Here is a 17880-nt window from a genome sequence, read left to right on the forward strand (position 1 = left end):
AGCGGTGCGCCCCCTCGTGCCAACCGGCCCGTCACCGGGCCGACGGCGCCCGGGTCAGTTGTGCCCGAAGCGCCGCTGGTGCTTACGCGCAACATCGGCAGGGCTGCCCTGGGCCTGCGACTGAGGCTGTATCTGCGACTCGTAGCCGGTCGTACGCGCCTCTTCCGTACCGCGCTGCGGACCCGCCGCGCGGTTCTGCTGGCCGCCCTGCTTGCGGTTCTTGTTCTTGGCCATGGTCTTCCTCCTGTGGGGACTCTCGGGGCCAGGACCGCGTTCAGATTCACATGGCGGTACAAACCGTGCATGTTGGATCATTACCGTGCGTAGCGGGGGTAGGAGACGCGTCGTTCTTCCGTTCCGCCACGCCGATGATCGAGTTCCGGACGTCAAGCCCCGCACGGTCGGGCAGACTCGGAGCAAACCCATGGCAAGGACCGCACCCGAACTTCTGGAAGAGGGTGGATCGCGTGGACCGTTGCGTCGTCCTGGTGGACGCCGGTTATCTGCTGGGCGCGGCCGCGAGCCTGCTGGCCGGGGAACCCGCCCGGTCCCGCATCACGGTCGACCACACGGCCCTCGTCCGGGGGCTGCGCGAGCGGGCCGAGGCCGACACGCAGCAGCCGCTGCTGCGGATCTACTGGTTCGACGGCGCCCCCGACCGGGTGCCGCAGCCCGAGCACCGCAGGCTGCGCGTGATGCCCCGGGTGACCGTCCGGCTCGGCGCGCTGACCCGCAGCGACGGGCGCTGGGCGCAGAAGGGCGTCGACGCCGCGATGCACGCCGAGCTCACCGAACTGGCCCGGAACCGGGCCTGCTCCGACGTGGTGCTGGTGACCGGCGACGGGGACCTGCTGCCCGGACTGATGTCCGCCAAGGAGCACGGCGTCGCCGTCCACCTGTGGGCCGTCCAGGCCGCAGACGGCGACTACAACCAGTCCGAGGACCTGGTGGCCGAGGCCGACGAACGCCGGGTCCTCGACCGGGCCTGGATCACCCAGGCCGTACGCGCCAAGGAGACCGGCGGCATCTGCGCCCCGCCGCCCGCCCCCCGCCCGGAGATCGCCGCGATCCTCTCCGCGCCGCTCCCCGAGGCCGCCCTCGCCGCCTCCGCCGAGCGGGCCTCCGAGGCCCGGGCCGCCGCGGCCAACGGCACCGCCGCTCCGCCCGAGGAGGCCGCCGCCCCCGACCGGCCGGTGCCCGGCGGCCGTGCCGTACCCACCCCCAAGGACCTGGCGGGCAGCCTGCGCGGCCCGGTTCCCGCCGTCCCGTCCGAACGGCAGCTCCCGCAGCCCACCCAGGCCGGTGCCACCCTGCGCTGGTCCTCCGACAAGAGCTGGACGGACCGCGGCGGCCCCCTGGGCGAGCCCGCAGAGACCGCCTCGCTGCCCACGCTCGCCCAGCTCACCAGCGCCGAGCAGCGCTGGGCGGACCGCGAGGAGGACATCACCACCGTCGGCGGCGACCCCTTCGAGGTCGGCCAGGTCTTCGCCCGCCGCTGGATGGAACGGCTCCCGGAGACCGCCCACCTCCAGCAGCTGTCCACCATGTACCCGCGCATCCCGCACCGCATCGACGGCGAGCTGCTGCGGTACGCGGCCCGGTTCGGCCTGCTCGCCCACAAGGACGACCAGATCGACGAGCACGACCGCTACGCGATCCGGGCGGGATTCTGGCGGGAGATCGACGTGCGCGCCGCCGCCGAGCACACCCCCGCCGCCGAGCGGACCGGCCCGCCCGCGGGCTGACGGCCGGGCCGCCCGACCGCCGCCGACCCGCTCCCCGGCACCCGCCCGGCCCGGCCCCGGGCGCGGCCGGGGGCGTCCGACCCCGTACCCTCGTACCTCGTGAGTACGGGCACAGCACAGGCGCAGCAGGCGGCCGGAACCGTGTGCGCGGTGCGTGATCTGGTCAAGACCTATCCCGCCGCGCGCGGCCGCCGGGGCACACCGGCCACCCCCGAGGTGCGGGCCACCGACGGGATCAGCCTGGACATCCGGCGCGGTGAGATCTTCGGCCTCCTCGGCCCCAACGGCGCCGGCAAGTCAACCCTGGTACGCCAGCTCACCGGACTGATGCGCCCCGATTCCGGCACCGTCACGGTGCTGGGCCACGACCTGGTCCGCCACCCCGACCGGGCCGCCCGGCTGATCGGCTACCTCGGGCAGGAGTCCACCGCGCTGGACGAGCTGACCGTCGCGCTCGCCGCCGAGACCACCGGGCGGCTGCGCGGCCTCGCCGCGGCGGACGCCCGCGCCGAGCGCGACGCCGTCCTCGACGAGCTGGGGCTCACCGGGATCGCGGGGCGCCCCCTGAAGAAGCTCTCCGGCGGGCAGCGGCGGCTCGCCTGCTTCGCCGCGGCCCTGGTCGGCGAGCGGCCCGTCCTGGTGCTGGACGAGCCGACGACCGGCATGGACCCGGTGGCGCGGCGCGCCGTCTGGGCGGCGGTGGACCGGCGCCGGGCCGAGCGCGGCGCCACGGTGCTGCTCGTCACCCACAACGTCATCGAGGCCGAGACGGTCCTCGACCGGGTCGCCGTGATCGACCACGGCCGGGTCATCGCCTGCGACACCCCGGCCGGGCTGAAGGAACGCGTCGCGGGCGAGGTCCGCGTCGAGCTGGTGTGGCGGGAGCGGGCGCCGCTGGACGTGCCCGAGGTCGCCGCGCTGCGTCCCCTCGCCGAGGAGTCCGGGCGGCGCTGGGTGCTCCGGCTCGGTCCCGACCGGGCGCGGGCGGCGGTCGCCGCGGTGACCGGCTCCACCGCCTTCGCCGCCCTCGACGACTTCGCCGTGGCCACGCCCAGCCTGGAGGACGTCTACCTCGCGCTCGGCGGGGACACCACCGCGGGGCTGGTGAAGGCATGACCGGCGGGACCACCGGGCGCGTACGCGCGGCCGGGCAGCGAGCGAACAGGAGCAGCACCAGGTGACGAGCATCGTGCCCGCGGACGCGGTGACCGGGCCGGCCCGGACCGGCCCGGACGACCGCCCGGCCCACGGCGGGGAGCCCGCGCCGCTCGCGCCCCGGGCCCGGCTGTTCCCCGCGCTCGCGGCCGTCTACCGCGCCCAGCTCTCCCGGGCCAGGGTCGCCCGGATCCCGCTGCTCTTCGTCGCGACGTTCCAGTCGGTCGGGATCATGGTCCTGATGCGCGGGGTGGTCGACGGGGAGGCGGAGTCCCGGGCCGTCGTGGCCGGGTCGGCCGTGCTGGTGGTCGCCTTCGTCGCGCTCAACCTGCTCGCCCAGTACTTCGGGCAGCTGCGGGCCGGCGGCGGCCTCGACCACTACGCCACCCTGCCGGTGCCGCCGGCCGCGGTGGTGCTCGGGGCGGCCGGGGCGTACGCCTCCTTCACGGTGCCCGGCACGATCGTCACGGCGGTCGCCGGCAGTGTCCTCTTCGGGCTGCCGCTGGCCCATCTGTGGGTGCTGGTCGCCGTGATCCCGCTCGCCGGGGCGGCGCTGGCCGGGCTGGGCGCGGCGCTGGGGCTGCTGGCGCCCCGGCAGGAGCTGGCCACGCTCCTGGGCCAGCTGGGCATGTCGGCGGCGCTGCTGCTCGGGGTGCTCCCGGCGGACCGGCTGCCCGCACCGGTCGGCTGGGCGCGCGACCTGCTGCCCTCGACGTACGGGGTGGAGGCGCTCGCGCGGTCCTTCGACGCCCGGCCCGACTGGGCGGTCGTCGTGCTGGACCTCGCCGTCTGCGCCGTCGTCGGGGTCCTCTCGCTGGCCGTGGCGACCTGGGCGTACCGCAGGGCGGCGGTCCGGTGAGGCGCGGCAGAGGGACGCCTGGCACGATGGCACGGTGACCGCACCCCTGACGCCGCCTCACCAGCCCTCGCCGAACGACCCCTGGCAGACCCCGCCGTACGGGGGCGGCCCCGGGGGATCCCACCTGGCCGGGACGGGCTACCCGAACGCGCCCGGGGAGAAGGGGCTCGCCCAGGAGCTGGGGCAGGCGGCGGTCGTGGCCCTGCTCGTCACCGTCCTCGGCGCGGCGTTCGGGCTGCTCTGGCTGTGGCTGGCGCCCCGGGTCCCGCTGATCTCGGACAGCACCGCCGTCTTCCTGAACGACAGCGAGGGCGAGGAGGCGATCGGCGCCGACGGCACGTTCGTGCTGCTGGGGCTCGCCTTCGGGGCGGTCTCCGCGGCCCTGGTCTTCTGGTTCCGGCGCAGCGGCGGCATCGCGCTGGTGGTGGGGCTCGCGGTGGGCGGTCTGCTCGGTTCGCTGCTGGCCTGGCGGCTGGGGGTGGCGCTCGGGCCGACCTCGGACGTGGTCGCGCACGCGCGGGCGGTCGGCAAGGGCGTGGTCTTCGACGCGCCGCTCGAACTGCGGTCGAAGGTGGCGCTGCTGGCGGCGCCGGTGGGCGCGATGGCGGTCCACCTCGGGCTGACCGGGCTCTTCGGGCCGCGCGACCCGGAGCCGGAGTGGGGTGGGTTCCCGGGCGGGCCCGCGCCGTGGCCCCCGGCGCCCGGGACGCCCGCGGCGCCCGGCGCCCCCGTGGACGGCCGGACGCCGCAGGGCCCCGCGCAGCCGTAGGGCGGGTCCGGCGGATCACGACCGGGGTCGGGCGCCTCGCGGCGCGGCTCCTTCCCCGGGATCCCCACCCCGTTCGAGCAGCAGAAGACCCCCGGGGAGAACGCTCCGGCGCCCTGCGACGCGCCGCACCGGGCACCGCGCCCCGCCCGCCCCGGCCCGCCGGACAGACCCTGCGGCTCAGTCCCCCCGGCCGATCTCCGCGAACACCGCCCCCGTCAGCGACGCCAGGTCCTCGGGGGCGAGTTCGACCTCCAGCCCGCGGCGGCCCGCCGAGACGCAGATCGTCCCGTGGTCGCGCGCCGAGGCGTCCAGCACCGTGCGCAGCCGCTTGCGCTGGCCCAGCGGGGAGATGCCGCCCCGTACGTAGCCGGTGGTGCGCTCGGCGGCGGCCGGGTCGGCCATGGCGGCCCGCTTGCCGCCCACCGCGGCGGCCAGCGCCTTCAGGTCCAGCGTGCCGGCCACCGGGACGACCGCCACGGTCAGCGCGCCGTCGACCTCCGCGACCAGCGTCTTGAAGACCCGGTCGGGGGAGACGCCCAGGGCCTCGGCCGCCTCCTCTCCGTAGGAGGCGGCGGCCGGGTCGTGCTCGTAGGAGCGGACGGTGAACGGGGTGCCGGACGCGGTCAGGGCGACCGTCGCCGGGGTGCCGCCGGACTGCTGCTGCTTCTTCGGCTTCTTCGCCACGGGGAGACGTCCTCGGATCAGTTGAGGTGGGTCGGGGCGCGCGTCAGGTCCACCGCGGGCAGGGACGGCAGATGACGGATGACGGCGGTCTCGCTGCGCAGCAGCGTCAGCTCCTCGCGCAGCCGGCTCGCCGTGTCGGGCGCCTGGAGCAGCCGCTGCTTGGCCGGTACGCCGAGCACGGCCGCCGCCGCGACCAGGTACGAGACGACGGCCGGGTCGTCCGGCAGCTCCGCACCGGTCGTCAGGGACCGCTCGCTCGCCCCGGCCAGCCGCTTCTGATAGGCGCGGAAGGCCCGCAGGACGCCCTCGGCCAGCGCGCCCGCCTCCTCGCCGCTCTCCTCGGACAGCTCCTCGACCTCGGCCGTCAGGAAGGGGCCGCCGGTCTCGACGGAGAGCAGCCTGATCCGGGTGGTGCCGGTCGCGAGGACCTCGAAGGTGCCGTCCGGCCGCTCCCGGATCTTCGCCGCGTCGGCGATGCAGCCGACCTCGTGGAAGGTCCGTGCCGGATCGGCGCCGAACCCCTCCGCCGGGCCCCGCTCGGCGGGGCCGTTCAGGGCGTCGGGCATCCCGGTCCCGGTGCGGGCGGTCTCGTGGCCGTCGCGGATCGCGACGACGGCGAAGCGGCGGGGTTCGTCCTCGTCGGTCTTCAGCAGCTCGCGCATCATGGCGCGATATCGCTCCTCGAAGACGTTCAGCGGCAGCACGAGGCCGGGGAACAGCACCGCGTTCAGCGGGAACAGGGGCAGTCGGGCGGTGGTCACAGCGGTCAAGCGTAATGGCCGCCGGGCCGTCCCCGGCCGGTCCGTCCCGGGAACGGTGCGGTACAGGCCGCCCGGAGCCGGGTGTCGTCCCGTGCCGCGAGGAATCCGCCGAGCGGATCCTCGGCCACCGACGACCACGGGAACGAGGCGGCGTACGGCCCGATCCGCCGGAACTGCTCCAGCGCCTCCGCCCAGCGGCCGCGGGCCATCAGCACGAACGCCAGCAGATTGCGCGCCTCGGCGAGCCAGGGCCCGCCCGGCGGATACCCGGCGGACAGGGCGATGCCCAGGTCCGCCGCCGTGTCGATCCGGGCCTCCTGGACCGAGTTGGGCCGCGCCCTCGGCCCGTCGGCCAGCAGGGCGAAGGCGGCCCGCAGCGGCAGCGCCTGCACCAGCGAGCCGGGCAGCGCGTCCTCGGCGGCCCGCTCGGCGAAGTCGAAGCACTCGCGGTGCGAGCCGTACCAGGCGGCGGAGAGATAGCGCAGCGCCGACACATGGCAGCCGTAGTGGTGCGAGGAGCGGCGCACCGCCTGCTCCCACAGCGTTTCGAACACGGTGTGCGTGGCGTGGGTGCCGCGCGCGTGGTCGAGGGCCAGGCGCCAGGGCACCGGATCGCGCGGGTCGCCCTCGGCCGCCGCCGTGATCAGCGGCCCGACCTCGCGCAGCTGCTCGGCGCGGGCGGGCGACTCCCAGGCCCGGCGGACCGCCAGCTCGGCCTTGACCAATGCGGCGTCCGGGTCCTGCGGGGCGTCGGTGAGCCAGGCGGCCAGCCAGTCGTCGCGGCTGCGGGCGAAGGTCACGAGCCGGCCGAGATAGCGGTCGCGGTTCTCCCACTCGGCGCGGTCCCGGGTGGCGGCGAGAAGGGCGGCGGCCGGGCCGTACTCGCCGAGGGCCGCGGCGACCAGCGCCGGGGAGAGCCGTTCGTCGGGGGCGTCGAGCAGCACCTCGTCGTCCGCGGGGAGTCCGGTGGACGTCTCCCGCGGGGGGCGCCGGGCCGTACCCGCGGCGCGGAGCAGAGCACGAAGGATTGGCATGGTGCAGACCATTGAAAAGCGCTGGTGGGGGCGGCGCCAGAGGGGCGCTGTGAAGCTTTGGTGCCGAGTGGAGGGGTTGTATCCGTGCGAGTCAAGAAGAGGTAAAGGAATGCGCGGAATATGGCTGGATGTCATTGCTCGGGCCAAGGGTGTCCGACCGCCCGGACGCGGGTCGGGCGGCCGTTCGACGGTGTTCCCGGAACGGGCGGTGCGGCCGCCACCCGCCCCGGAATGGCCGGATCACGTCAGCCCCGGCGGAGCAGCCGCGAGGCGCCCGTCGCGACGGTCGTGGCGAGTATCCAGCCGAGCAGGATGAGCACCGCCGAACCCCACTGCCAGCCGCCCTCCATCCGCCAGTAGCCGTCCTGGCCCAGATTGATCACCGGGATCAGCAGATCCAGCGCGTACAGGGCCGGGTTCCAGTCCGGATGCTCGTCCTGCTTGATCGCCTCCGGCACCTGCTGCGTGAAGGCCAGCGTCCCCGCCGCCCACAGCAGCGCCATCCACAGCGCGGCCCGCCCCGGCCGGTAGCCGTACGCCACCGTCCAGTCCTGGAGGTAGCCCCAGAGCTTCGCGGCGAGCGGCAGCGTCTCGCGCCTCCGCCGCTGCTTGGCCAGCTGCACCTCCCGGGCGTCCGCGTCCTCCCCGCAGTTGCGGAGCACCGTCGCCAGCCGCTCGTACGGCTCCGGCACGTACTCCGGGGTCGCCGCCGCCACCCACTCCAGGCGCCGGGAGAGCGGGAAGTGCCCGTACGGGACGAGGTTCTCGTAGACGAAGCCGCCCATCGCCAGCCCGCCGGGCCCCGGCCAGCTGGTCGACACGTCGATCAGCGTGACCACCCGGGCGCCGTTCAGCACGACCCGGCCCTCCTCCGGCCGCTCCGCGTTGAACCGCAGCTCCGGCGTGACGATCCGGCGCAGCGACAGCTCCTCGTGCCGGCCCAGCACGAACCGCGCCCGGTGCAGGTCGACCGCGTCGCCGAACCGCCCGTCGTCCAGCCGCACCCCGCCCCGGCACTCCAGGATCTGCGAACGCGTCCCGCTCGCCGGGGTCGACGCCATGAGCGTGCCGTACGGGGGAGTGGTGCCCTGGACGCCGGTGTCGACGCTCACCCACGCCTCGCTCATGTACAGCGTGCGCTCCACGGAGAGCTGCGGGGCGTTCAGCGCGCGCCGCCCCTCGGTGCTCCGCAGCCGGCTGCCGCGCAGGCTCAGCGAACCGCCGACCTTCGCCCCGCGCAGACTCAGCTCGCCGCGCGCCTCGACCAGCTCCGCCTGGAGGTCCTGGGCGACCGACAGTCCGTCCCCGGCCAGGGCCCGCCCGGTGCGGTCGGGGCCCAGCTCGATCTGACTGAGCAGCAGATCGGTGCCGATCTGGGCGTCGGTGAGCCGGACGCCGTACGGGATGCGGCAGCGCGGCAGATGCAGATCGCCCTCGGTGCGCAGCCGCGCCGCCTCCAGCCTCGGCATCGCGCAGCCGACGATCCGCAACGTCGTGAAGTGGCACTCCGGCAGCACCACCTCGCGCTCGAAGCGGCAGCCGGTCATCTCCACGTACGGCGCGACCCGCCCGCCCGCGAGGTCGAGCGTTCCGGTGATCCGGACACCCCGGAGCTTCAGCGCCGCGACCCGGCCGGGCCTCGGCGGCGGGCCGGAGAGCAGCAGCCGGGCGACGACACGCCCGTCCACACTGCGCTCCGGGCCCCAGACCACCGGGGCGAACGGGTCGTCCTGCGCGGGGTCGCGGGTGCGCAGATCGTAGGTACTGCCGTTCCGGAAGCTCTGCCACATGCCCAGTTCGGCAGCGCTCAGACCGTCCGGAAAATCGCCATCGTGCGGCTCGGTCACGGGTGCCCCTTCCGCTCGGAGCTGTTCTTCCCTCTGAGTGACCTTGTGAAAGCTATTGGTCACCAGTGACATCCAAGGCATGTATCAGCCAGTGATACGGGCGCTCGGGCGGCGCGGGCGGTCTGCGAGAATTGCGGTGTGATCTCTCGAATCGATCTGCGCGGCACCGTCCTTCCCGAGGGTGGAGCCCTGCGCGACCTGCTGCCCCGTGCCGAGTTCGACGTGGAAGCCGCCCTGGAGACGGTGCGGCCCATCTGCGAGGACGTACGCCATCGGGGCTCCGAGGCAGTGATCGAGTGGGGGGAGAAGTTCGACGGCGTACGGGTCGGGTCCGTCCGGGTCCCGGCCGCCGCGATCGCCGACGCCGCCGAGCGGCTGGATCCCGCCGTCCGGGCCGCCCTGGAGGAGTCGATCCGCCGCGCCCGGCTCGTCCACCGCGAGCAGCGCCGCACCACGCACACCACCCAGGTCGTCCCCGGCGGCACCGTCACCGAGAAGTGGGTCCCGGTCGAGCGCGTCGGGCTGTACGTCCCGGGCGGGCGCTCCGTCTACCCCTCGTCCGTGGTCATGAACGTCGTACCGGCCCAGGAGGCGGGCGTCGAGGGCATCGCCGTCGCCTCCCCGCCGCAGAAGGAGTTCGGCGGCCTGCCGCACCCCACGATCCTCGCCGCCTGCGCCCTGCTCGGCGTCGACGAGGTGTACGCGGCCGGCGGCGCACAGGCGGTCGCGATGTTCGCGTACGGCACGGCCGACTGCCCGTCGGTCAACCTGGTCACCGGCCCCGGCAACATCTACGTCGCCGCCGCCAAGCGCCTCCTCAAGGGCCGCATCGGCATCGACGCCGAGGCGGGCCCCACCGAGATCGCCATCCTCGCCGACGCCACCGCCGACCCGGTGCACGTCGCCGCCGACCTGATCAGCCAGGCCGAGCACGACCCGATGGCCGCCGCCGTCCTGGTCACCGACTCCGCCGAGCTGGCCGCCGCCACCGAGGCCGAGCTGGCGCCGCAGATCGCCGCGACCAAGCACGTCACCGACCGGATCGAGCCCGCGCTGGCCGGACGCCAGTCCGCGATCGTCCTCGTCGACGACCTGGCGGCCGGCCTCAAGGTCGTCGACGCCTACGCCGCCGAGCACCTGGAGATCCAGACCGCCGACGCCTCCGCCGTCGCCGCCCGGGTCCGCAACGCCGGCGCGATCTTCGTCGGCCCCTGGTCCCCGGTCTCGCTCGGCGACTACTGCGCGGGCTCCAACCACGTGCTGCCCACCGGCGGCTGCGCCTGCCACTCCTCGGGCCTGTCGGTGCAGTCCTTCCTGCGCGGCATCCACATCGTCGACTACACGCGCGACGCGCTCGCCGAGGTCGCCCACCACGTCGTGACCCTCGCCGAGGCGGAGGACCTGCCCGCCCACGGCGCCGCGCTCAAGGCCAGGTTCGGCTGGAAGGTACCGCAGCAGTGACGCACGCCCGCCCCACCCGCATCGACGACCTCCCCGTCCGCGACGAACTGCGCGGCAAGTCCCCGTACGGGGCGCCCCAGCTCGACGTACCGGTGCGGCTGAACACCAACGAGAACCCCTACCCGCTGCCCGAGGCGCTGGTCGACCGGATCGCCGAGCGGGTCCGCGAGGCCGCCCGCGACCTCAACCGCTACCCCGACCGGGACGCCGTCGAGCTCCGCACCGAGCTCGCCCGCTACCTCACCCGCACCGCCGGGCACGAGGTCTCCCTCGCCAACGTCTGGGCGGCCAACGGCTCCAACGAGGTCCTCCAGCAGCTGCTGCAGACCTTCGGCGGCCCCGGCCGCACCGCGATCGGCTTCGAGCCCTCGTACTCGATGCACGCCCTCATCGCCCGGGGCACCGGCACCGGCTGGATCTCCGGGCCGCGCAACGAGGACTTCACCATCGACGTCGAGGCCGCCCGCGCGGTCGTCGCCGAGCACCGCCCCGACGTCGTCTTCATCACCTCCCCCAACAACCCCACCGGCACCGCCGTCGACGCGGAGACCGTCCTCGCGCTGTACGACGCCGCCCAGGCGGCCGGACCGTCGATGGTCGTCGTCGACGAGGCGTACGGGGAGTTCAGCCACCACCCCTCGCTGCTCCCGCTGATCGAGGGCCGCCCGAACCTGGTGCTCTCGCGCACCATGTCCAAGGCGTTCGGCGCCGCCGGGCTGCGCCTGGGCTACCTGGCCGCCGACCCGGCCGTGGTGGACGCCGTGCAGCTGGTGCGGCTGCCGTACCACCTCTCCTCGATCACCCAGGCCACCGCGCTCGCCGCCCTGGAGCACACCGATACGCTGCTCGGATACGTCGCGCAGCTCAAGAGCGAGCGCGACCGGATCGTCACCGAACTGCGCGCCCTCGGCTACCAGGTGACCGAATCGGACGCGAACTTCGTCCAGTTCGGCCGCTTCGCCGACAGCCACACCGCCTGGCAGCGCATTCTCGACCGGGGCGTCCTGGTCCGGGACAACGGCGTACCGGGATGGCTGCGGGTCTCCGCGGGCACCCCGGCGGAGAACGACGCGTTCCTCGATGCGGTACGCGAACTCAAGAAGGAGCTGGACGCATGACCCGCGTAGGCCGGGTGGAACGCACCACCAAGGAAACCTCGGTGCTCGTCGAGATCAATCTCGACGGCACCGGAGAGGTCGACGTGTCGACCGGGGTCGGTTTCTACGACCACATGCTCGACCAGCTCGGCCGGCACGGGCTCTTCGACCTCACCGTCAAGACCGACGGCGACCTGCACATCGACACGCACCACACCATCGAGGACACCGCCCTCGCGCTCGGCGCCGCCTTCAAGCAGGCCCTCGGCGACAAGACCGGCATCTACCGCTTCGGCAACTGCACCGTCCCGCTGGACGAGTCGCTCGCCCAGGTCACCGTCGACCTCTCCGGCCGCCCCTACCTGGTGCACACCGAGCCGGAGAACATGGCGCCGATGATCGGCTCCTACGACACGACGATGACCCGGCACATCCTGGAGTCCTTCGTCGCCCAGGCGCAGATCGCCCTGCACGTCCACGTGCCCTACGGGCGCAACGCCCACCACATCGTGGAGTGCCAGTTCAAGGCGCTCGCCCGCGCCCTGCGCTACGCCAGCGAGCACGACCCGCGCGCCGCCGGGATCATCCCCTCCACGAAGGGCGCGCTGTGACCGGCCTCAACACCATCCTGATCGTGGTCGGCCTCTTCCTGGCCGGCGGTGTCTACTCCTTCTCCAAGCAGAAGATGCCCAAGGGGGTCATCGTGCTGCTCGGGCTGGCATCCGTGATGTGCCTGGTCGCGGGCGTGCTGCGCATCCAGGGACTCTGGGACTGAGGGGCGGGGGATGAGCGAGCAGAAGAAGGTCGTGGTCTTCGACTACGGCTTCGGGAACGTACGGTCCGCCGAGCGGGCCCTCGCCCACGTCGGCGCCGACGTGGAGATCACCCGCGACTACGAGAAGGCGATGAACGCCGACGGGCTGCTGGTGCCCGGCGTCGGCGCCTTCTCCGCCTGCATGGAGGGGCTGAAGAAGGCCCGCGGCGAATGGATCATCGGCCGCAGGCTCTCCGGCGGCCGCCCCGTCATGGGCATCTGCGTCGGCATGCAGATCCTCTTCGAGCGCGGCATCGAGCACGGCGTGGAGACCGAGGGGCTGGACGAGTGGCCCGGCACGGTCTCCCCGCTCCAGGCCCCGGTCGTCCCGCACATGGGCTGGAACACCGTACGGGCCCCGGAGGACACCCAGCTCTTCGCGGGTCTCGACGCCGACGCCCGGTTCTACTTCGTGCACTCCTACGCGGTGCACGAGTGGAGCCTGGAGGTCACCAACCCCCAGATCCGCGCCCCCCGGGTCACCTGGGCCACCCATGGCGAGCCGTTCGTCGCCGCGGTGGAGAACGGCGCCCTGTGGGCCACCCAGTTCCACCCCGAGAAGTCCGGCGACGCCGGTGCCCAGCTGCTGACCAACTGGATCGAGACGCTGTAATGCCGAAGCTTGAACTGCTCCCCGCCGTCGACGTCCGCGACGGCCAGGCCGTCCGCCTCGTCCACGGCGAGTCCGGCTCCGAGACGTCCTACGGCTCCCCGCTGGAGGCGGCCCTCGCCTGGCAGCGCTCCGGCGCCGAGTGGCTGCACCTGGTCGACCTGGACGCCGCCTTCGGTACGGGGGACAACCGCGCGCTGATCGCCGAGGTCGCCGCCGCCATGGACATCAAGGTCGAGCTCTCCGGCGGCATCCGCGACGACGCCTCGCTGGAGGCCGCCCTCGCCACCGGCTGCCGCCGGGTCAACCTCGGCACCGCCGCCCTGGAGACCCCCGAGTGGGTCGCCAAGGTCATCGCCGAGCACGGCGACAAGATCGCCGTCGGCCTGGACGTCCGCGGCACCACGCTGCGCGGCCGCGGCTGGACCCGCGACGGCGGCGACCTCTACGAGACGCTGGCCCGGCTCGACTCCGAGGGCTGCGCCCGCTACGTCGTCACCGACATCGCCAAGGACGGCACGCTCCAGGGCCCCAACCTGGAGCTCCTGAAGAACGTCTGCGCCGCCACCGACAAGCCCGTCGTCGCCTCCGGCGGCGTCTCCTCGCTGGACGACCTGCGGGCCATCGCCGCCCTCGTCCCGGACGGCGTGGAGGGCGCGATCGTCGGCAAGGCGCTGTACGCCGAGGCCTTCACCCTCGAAGAGGCGCTCCTGGCGGTGTCCGGATGAGCGAGGCGGTCCGGCGCGTCTCCTCCGGCGCCCCCTGGGAGGAGAAGTTCGGCTACTCCCGCGCGGTGGAGCTGCCGAACGGGCTGGTCCTGGTGGCCGGCTGCACCTCCGTGGAGAACGGGCAGATCGCCGCGGGCGGCCCGTACGACCAGACCGTCACCTCCTTCAAGGTCGCCCTGCGCGCGCTGGAGCAGGTCGGCCTGGGCCGCGAGGACGTCGTCCGCACCCGGATGTACGTCACGCACGTGCGGGACACCGACGAGGTCGGCCGCGCCCACAAGGAGCTCTTCGGCGAGGTCCGCCCGGTCGCGACGATGGTCGTCGTCGCCGGTCTGGTGGACCCGAGCCTGGTCGTCGAGGTCGAGGTCGAGGCGTACCGGGGAGGGGCCCGATGAGCCTCGCGGTACGGGTGATCCCCTGCCTGGACGTCGACAACGGCCGGGTCGTCAAGGGCGTCAACTTCCAGAACCTGCGCGACGCGGGCGACCCCGTCGAGATGGCCAAGCTGTACGACGCCGAGGGCGCCGACGAGCTGACCTTCCTGGACATCACCGCCTCCAGCGGCGACCGGGAGACCACCTACGACGTGGTGCGCCGCACCGCCGAGCAGGTCTTCATCCCGCTCACGGTCGGCGGCGGCGTCCGCACCGCCGAGGACGTCGACAAGCTGCTGCGGGCCGGCGCGGACAAGGTCGGCGTCAACACCGCGGCCATCGCCCGCCCCGAGCTGATCCGGGAGATCGCCGAGCGCTTCGGCCGCCAGGTCCTGGTGCTCTCGGTGGACGCCCGGCGCACCCCCGGGGGCGGCTTCGAGGTGACCACGCACGGCGGCCGCCGGGGCACCGGCATCGACGCCGTCGAGTGGGCGCACCGCGCCGCCGAGCTGGGCGCGGGCGAGATCCTGCTCAACTCGATGGACGCGGACGGCACCAAGGACGGCTACGACACGGAGATGATCGCGGCGGTCCGCGCGCATGTGACCGTCCCCGTGATCGCCTCCGGCGGTGCCGGCCGGCTCGCCGACTTCGCGCCCGCCATCACGGCGGGGGCCGACGCGGTGCTCGCCGCGTCCGTCTTCCACTTCGGCGATCTGCGGATCTCCGAGGTCAAGGGCGCCCTGCGGGAGGCCGGTCACCCGGTCCGCTGAGCGAAGCAGTACCCAAGAGCCCGTCGCCGGGCGGAGCCGAGCAGTCGGCCCCGCCCGGCGACGGGCTCTTCCCGTGACCACCCCGGCCAGAATCCGCAGCTTTTATTGCGCAACAAAGATTGCGCAACTTTCCTTTCCTGTTTACGGTGAGGGCATGGCAAGCAACGAATCGCGCCGGGTCTCGGACCTGGAGACCCTCAAGGCGTTCGGACACCCGCTGCGGATGCGGCTGTACCGGGCGCTCCACATCGCCCGCGAGGCCACCGCCTCCCAGCTGGCCGACCAGGTCGACGAAGCGGTCTCGCTGGTCAGCTACCACCTCCGCAAGCTCGCCGACCACGGCCTGATCGAGGAGGCCGACCAGCAGGGCAGGGACGGCCGCGAGCGCTGGTGGCGCCCCGCCTCGAAGGGGGTCAGCTTCCACGAGGAGGACTTCCAGGACGCCCCCGAGATGGCCGCCACCCACGCCGCCGTCGGCCGCCTCTCCTTCGACCAGCGCGTCGAGATGTACCGCCGCTATCTCGACTCGGCCTCCACCTGGCCGACCGACTGGCGCAGCGCCGCCACCAGCTCCGAGTACCTGGCCCGCCTCACCGCCGAGGAACTCGCCGGGCTCGGCCGCGAACTGCACCAGCTGATCGACCGGTACGAGGCCCTCGGCCGCGCCCGCGAGGCGGCCGGGGACAGCGAGGGCCGCGAGAACGTCGCGGTGCACCTGTACACCTTCCCGTTCCGCCCCTGACGCCCCGGAGGCCGATCCCGTGAACGCGACAGACACCGCCACCGCCGCCATCGAAACCGCCGCGGCACCCGCACCGGCCCCCGAGCGCCCCGCCCACCGCGACGGCAACGTGCTGCGCTGGCTCGGCGCCTACACCGCCTCGATGATCGGCGACAGCGTCTACTACATGGCGCTCGCCTGGGCCGCCGCCCGCACCGGCGGCGGCGCGCAGACCGGGATCGTCCTCGCCGTCGGCTCGATACCCCGGGCCGTCCTGATGCTCGGCGGGGGAGTGCTCGCCGACCGGATCGGGCCGCGCCGGGTCGTCATCAGCAGCGACGCCGTCCGCTGCCTGGTCGTCCTCGCCCTGGCCGGAGCCCTGCTGGTCTCCTCGCCCGCGCTGTGGATGCTGATCGCCGTCGCCCTGGTCTTCGGTGTGGTCGACGCCCTCTTCCTGCCCGCCGTCGGCGCACTGCCGCCCCGGGTCACCGCCCCCGGCCAGCTGGCCCGGGTCCAGGGCATGCGCGGCCTGTCCACCCGGGCCGCCAACGTCGTCGGCGCCCCGCTCGGCGGTCTCGCCGTGGCGCTCGGCGGACCGGGGCTCGCCTTCGCCGCGGCCGGGATCCTCTTCGCGGTGTCGCTGCCGCTGCTGATGTCGCTCCGGATGCGTCCGGCGCCCGCGCAGGAGGGCGCGACGGCCTCCAGGACCGCCTGGGGCGACCTGGCCGACGGGCTGCGCCACATCCGCCGCCACCCGCTGCTCGGCCCGCTGATGATCGTCGTCGCCGTCAGCGAGCTCGGCTTCGTCGGCCCGCTCAACCTCGGGCTGATCCTGCTCGCCGAGGAACGCCACTGGGGCGCCTCCGGCATGGGCTGGATCGGCGCCGCCTTCGGCCTCGGCGCCGGTGCCTCGGCGCTGGTGCTCGCGGTACGCGGCCGGGTGCCCCGCGCCGGGCTGGTCATGTGCCTGACCGTGCTGAGCGGCGCAGTCGCCGTCGGCGCCCTGGCCCAGCTGCCCTCGGTGGCCCTGGCCGCCACCGCCGCGGCCTGCGTCGGCCTCTTCGCCGGGCTCGGCGGCTCCCTGTGCGGCGCCCTGATCCAGACCGTCACCGAACCCGCCTACCTCGGCCGGGTCACCTCGGTCTCGACGCTCTTCACCCACGCCATCGCCCCGCTCAGCTTCCCGGTCACCGGAGCGGCCGTGGCCCTCTGGGGCACCGGACCGGTCTTCGCCGCCAGCGCCGCCGTCTGCGTCCTCGGGGCACTGACCGGCCTGGCCTTCACCCGGCTGCGCCGCGCCGAGCTCCCCGCCTGACCGGCCCGGGGGCGGGCGGGCCGGGCTTACATCCCCAGCTCCGCCGTCCCCAGCCGGTCCGCCGCCTCCTTGTCGCCCTCCAGCCCCACCGCCGCCGCCGACTGCCGGCCGAACGCGAAGAGCAGCAGCTCGCCCGGCTCACCGGTCACCGTCACCACCGGGGCGCCCTTGTGCGCCACGACCGTACGGCCGTCCGGGCGGCGCAGCACCAGCCCCACCGGGGACTTCCGCCCCAGCAGCCGCGCCGTCCGCTCGGTCCGCGACCAGAGCAGATCGGCGAAGACCGGGTCCAGCTCGCGCCGCGTCCAGTCCGGCTGGGCCCGCCGCACGTCCTCCGTGTGGATGTAGAACTCCACGGTGTTGGCGGCCTCGTCGACCTGCTTCACGGCGTACGGGGAGAACCTCGGAGGCCCGGTGCGGATCAGCTGGATCAGCTCCTCGTACGGCTTCGCGGCGAACTCGCCCTGCACCCGTTCCAACCGGTTCCGCAGGGCGCCCACCAGGAGCCCGCCCGCCGCGTCCGGCCGCCGCTCCCGGACCACCACATGGGCGGCCAGGTCCCGGGCGGTCCAGCCGGCGCACAGGGTCGGGGCCTCCGGGCCCACGGCCTCCAACAGGTCGGCGAGCAGAAGTCGTTCGCGCTTCGCATGGGTCGACATGGTCGCCAGCGTACGACCGCCGCACCCGGTCCGCCCAGTGGACAGCACACCGGACCGGCGCCCCGGCCACGGCACAATGGCCCCATGACCAGCGCGCCCACCCCCAGCACCCCGCCGCCGTCCGACCGCCTCGACCCGGCGATCGCCGCCCGCCTCAAGCGCGGGACCGACGGGCTCTTCCCGGCCATCGCCCAGCAGTACGACACCGGCGAGGTCCTGATGCTCGGCTGGATGGACGACGAGGCCCTGCACCGCACCCTCACCACCGGCCGCTGCACCTACTGGTCCCGCAGCCGCCAGGAGTACTGGGTCAAGGGCGACACCTCCGGCCACACCCAGGAGGTCAAGTCCGTCGCCCTGGACTGCGACGCCGACACCGTCCTCGTCAAGGTCGACCAGACGGGTGCCGCCTGCCACACCGGCGACCGCACCTGCTTCGACGCCGACGTCCTCCCGCTGGGACAGTAGGGTCTG

The 17880-nt window shown here is 74.2% G+C and carries 21 protein-coding genes; 15 read left to right on the plus strand and 6 right to left on the minus strand.

Translation table 11 applies throughout. From position 1 onward, the window contains the following. Positions 1 to 54: 54 nt before the first annotated feature. Positions 55 to 234, minus strand: a complete 180-nt coding sequence (locus ACIQGQ_RS15435; RefSeq protein WP_366294357.1) for a hypothetical protein — start codon at positions 232 to 234, stop codon at positions 55 to 57. A 224-nt stretch (positions 235 to 458) separates the two neighbouring features. Here ACIQGQ_RS15435 and ACIQGQ_RS15440 point away from each other — a divergent pair, with 224 nt between their 5' ends. From ACIQGQ_RS15440 to ACIQGQ_RS15455, 4 genes are all read left to right on the plus strand, one after another. Continuing rightward, the gene (locus tag ACIQGQ_RS15440) at positions 459 to 1745 is read left to right on the plus strand and encodes an NYN domain-containing protein (protein ID WP_402395492.1); all 1287 of its coding nucleotides are present in this window, start codon (positions 459 to 461) and stop codon (positions 1743 to 1745) included. 141 nt (positions 1746 to 1886) lie between these two features. Beyond that, complete coding sequence (locus ACIQGQ_RS15445) at positions 1887 to 2861, plus strand: ABC transporter ATP-binding protein (RefSeq protein WP_366294648.1); 975 nt, start codon at positions 1887 to 1889, stop codon at positions 2859 to 2861. A gap of 88 nt (positions 2862 to 2949) precedes the next feature. Then, positions 2950 to 3759, plus strand: coding sequence for an ABC transporter permease (locus ACIQGQ_RS15450; RefSeq protein ID WP_402396026.1), 810 nt, complete (start codon positions 2950 to 2952; stop codon positions 3757 to 3759). Between the two features lie 34 nt (positions 3760 to 3793). Then, positions 3794 to 4528: an ABC transporter permease gene (locus tag ACIQGQ_RS15455; protein ID WP_402395495.1), complete on the plus strand. Its 735-nt coding sequence runs from the start codon at positions 3794 to 3796 to the stop codon at positions 4526 to 4528. 177 nt (positions 4529 to 4705) lie between these two features. Here the strand turns inward: ACIQGQ_RS15455 and ybaK are convergent, their stop codons facing one another. The 4 genes from ybaK to ACIQGQ_RS15475 form a co-directional block, all read right to left on the minus strand. Next, positions 4706 to 5212 carry a Cys-tRNA(Pro) deacylase gene (ybaK, locus tag ACIQGQ_RS15460; RefSeq protein ID WP_366294366.1) on the minus strand — a complete coding sequence of 169 codons (507 nt, stop codon included), beginning with the start codon at positions 5210 to 5212 and terminating at the stop codon, positions 4706 to 4708. Positions 5213 to 5229: 17 nt separating this feature from the next. Further along, positions 5230 to 5973 carry an LON peptidase substrate-binding domain-containing protein gene (locus tag ACIQGQ_RS15465; RefSeq protein ID WP_402395497.1) on the minus strand — a complete coding sequence of 248 codons (744 nt, stop codon included), beginning with the start codon at positions 5971 to 5973 and terminating at the stop codon, positions 5230 to 5232. Between the two features lie 5 nt (positions 5974 to 5978). Next, positions 5979 to 7019, minus strand: coding sequence for a hypothetical protein (locus tag ACIQGQ_RS15470; RefSeq protein WP_402395499.1), 1041 nt, complete (start codon positions 7017 to 7019; stop codon positions 5979 to 5981). A 233-nt stretch (positions 7020 to 7252) separates the two neighbouring features. Beyond that, a complete protein-coding gene (locus ACIQGQ_RS15475; RefSeq protein WP_402395502.1) occupies positions 7253 to 8854 on the minus strand; it encodes an oxidoreductase in 1602 nt (533 codons plus the stop codon). Between the two features lie 138 nt (positions 8855 to 8992). Here ACIQGQ_RS15475 and hisD point away from each other — a divergent pair, with 138 nt between their 5' ends. The 10 genes from hisD to ACIQGQ_RS15525 all read left to right on the plus strand — a co-directional run bounded on the left by hisD (position 8993) and on the right by ACIQGQ_RS15525 (position 16747). Beyond that, entirely contained in the window at positions 8993 to 10315 is a 1323-nt protein-coding gene (gene hisD / locus ACIQGQ_RS15480; protein ID WP_402395505.1) for a histidinol dehydrogenase, read from the plus strand. Then, positions 10312 to 11433, plus strand: a complete 1122-nt coding sequence (locus tag ACIQGQ_RS15485) for a histidinol-phosphate transaminase (RefSeq protein WP_402395507.1) — start codon at positions 10312 to 10314, stop codon at positions 11431 to 11433. The genes hisD and ACIQGQ_RS15485 overlap by 4 nt, the downstream gene beginning before the upstream one ends. After that, positions 11430 to 12023 (plus strand): imidazoleglycerol-phosphate dehydratase HisB, encoded by a 594-nt coding sequence (gene hisB / locus ACIQGQ_RS15490; protein WP_366294384.1) that lies wholly within the window; start codon positions 11430 to 11432, stop codon positions 12021 to 12023. The genes ACIQGQ_RS15485 and hisB overlap by 4 nt, the downstream gene beginning before the upstream one ends. Then, positions 12020 to 12187 (plus strand): hypothetical protein, encoded by a 168-nt coding sequence (locus ACIQGQ_RS15495; RefSeq protein WP_376686886.1) that lies wholly within the window; start codon positions 12020 to 12022, stop codon positions 12185 to 12187. The genes hisB and ACIQGQ_RS15495 overlap by 4 nt, the downstream gene beginning before the upstream one ends. Before the next feature lie 10 nt (positions 12188 to 12197). Next, the gene (gene hisH, locus ACIQGQ_RS15500; RefSeq protein WP_376686885.1) at positions 12198 to 12839 is read left to right on the plus strand and encodes an imidazole glycerol phosphate synthase subunit HisH; all 642 of its coding nucleotides are present in this window, start codon (positions 12198 to 12200) and stop codon (positions 12837 to 12839) included. Next, positions 12839 to 13564: a bifunctional 1-(5-phosphoribosyl)-5-((5-phosphoribosylamino)methylideneamino)imidazole-4-carboxamide isomerase/phosphoribosylanthranilate isomerase PriA gene (priA, locus tag ACIQGQ_RS15505; protein ID WP_352274933.1), complete on the plus strand. Its 726-nt coding sequence runs from the start codon at positions 12839 to 12841 to the stop codon at positions 13562 to 13564. The genes hisH and priA overlap by 1 nt, the downstream gene beginning before the upstream one ends. Then, the gene (locus ACIQGQ_RS15510) at positions 13561 to 13959 is read left to right on the plus strand and encodes a RidA family protein (protein ID WP_366294394.1); all 399 of its coding nucleotides are present in this window, start codon (positions 13561 to 13563) and stop codon (positions 13957 to 13959) included. Before priA ends, ACIQGQ_RS15510 begins: the two co-directional genes overlap by 4 nt. Next, on the plus strand, positions 13956 to 14711 hold the full coding sequence (gene hisF, locus ACIQGQ_RS15515) for an imidazole glycerol phosphate synthase subunit HisF (RefSeq protein ID WP_402395513.1): 756 nt from the start codon (positions 13956 to 13958) through the stop codon (positions 14709 to 14711). The genes ACIQGQ_RS15510 and hisF overlap by 4 nt, the downstream gene beginning before the upstream one ends. A 154-nt stretch (positions 14712 to 14865) precedes the next feature. Next, positions 14866 to 15453, plus strand: coding sequence for an ArsR/SmtB family transcription factor (locus tag ACIQGQ_RS15520; RefSeq protein WP_402395516.1), 588 nt, complete (start codon positions 14866 to 14868; stop codon positions 15451 to 15453). 19 nt (positions 15454 to 15472) lie between these two features. Beyond that, complete coding sequence (locus tag ACIQGQ_RS15525; protein ID WP_402395519.1) at positions 15473 to 16747, plus strand: MFS transporter; 1275 nt, start codon at positions 15473 to 15475, stop codon at positions 16745 to 16747. Positions 16748 to 16773: 26 nt separating this feature from the next. Here the strand turns inward: ACIQGQ_RS15525 and ACIQGQ_RS15530 are convergent, their stop codons facing one another. After that, entirely contained in the window at positions 16774 to 17406 is a 633-nt protein-coding gene (locus ACIQGQ_RS15530; protein ID WP_402395521.1) for a TIGR03085 family metal-binding protein, read from the minus strand. A gap of 84 nt (positions 17407 to 17490) precedes the next feature. On the opposite strand from ACIQGQ_RS15530, the gene hisI reads away from it, so the two are divergent. Next, the gene (gene hisI, locus ACIQGQ_RS15535) at positions 17491 to 17874 is read left to right on the plus strand and encodes a phosphoribosyl-AMP cyclohydrolase (protein ID WP_402395524.1); all 384 of its coding nucleotides are present in this window, start codon (positions 17491 to 17493) and stop codon (positions 17872 to 17874) included. Positions 17875 to 17880: the final 6 nt, after the last annotated feature.

The organism is Streptomyces sp. NPDC092952 (assembly GCF_044754785.1).
In the GTDB taxonomy this organism is placed as follows: domain Bacteria; phylum Actinomycetota; class Actinomycetes; order Streptomycetales; family Streptomycetaceae; genus Streptomyces.

Excerpts from the sequence above, each read along its gene's own strand:
- ACIQGQ_RS15435 (WP_366294357.1), bottom strand. The coding sequence starts at position 234 with ATGGCCAAGAACAAGAACCGCAAGCAGGGCGGCCAGCAGAACCGCGCG.
- ACIQGQ_RS15470 (WP_402395499.1), bottom strand. The coding sequence starts at position 7,019 with ATGGTCTGCACCATGCCAATCCTTCGTGCTCTGCTCCGCGCCGCGGGT.
- hisB (WP_366294384.1), top strand. The coding sequence starts at position 11,430 with ATGACCCGCGTAGGCCGGGTGGAACGCACCACCAAGGAAACCTCGGTG.
- hisH (WP_376686885.1), top strand. The coding sequence starts at position 12,198 with ATGAGCGAGCAGAAGAAGGTCGTGGTCTTCGACTACGGCTTCGGGAAC.
- priA (WP_352274933.1), top strand. The coding sequence starts at position 12,839 with ATGCCGAAGCTTGAACTGCTCCCCGCCGTCGACGTCCGCGACGGCCAG.
- ACIQGQ_RS15510 (WP_366294394.1), top strand. The coding sequence starts at position 13,561 with ATGAGCGAGGCGGTCCGGCGCGTCTCCTCCGGCGCCCCCTGGGAGGAG.
- hisF (WP_402395513.1), top strand. The coding sequence starts at position 13,956 with ATGAGCCTCGCGGTACGGGTGATCCCCTGCCTGGACGTCGACAACGGC.
- ACIQGQ_RS15520 (WP_402395516.1), top strand. The coding sequence starts at position 14,866 with ATGGCAAGCAACGAATCGCGCCGGGTCTCGGACCTGGAGACCCTCAAG.
- ACIQGQ_RS15530 (WP_402395521.1), bottom strand. The coding sequence starts at position 17,406 with ATGTCGACCCATGCGAAGCGCGAACGACTTCTGCTCGCCGACCTGTTG.
- hisI (WP_402395524.1), top strand. The coding sequence starts at position 17,491 with ATGACCAGCGCGCCCACCCCCAGCACCCCGCCGCCGTCCGACCGCCTC.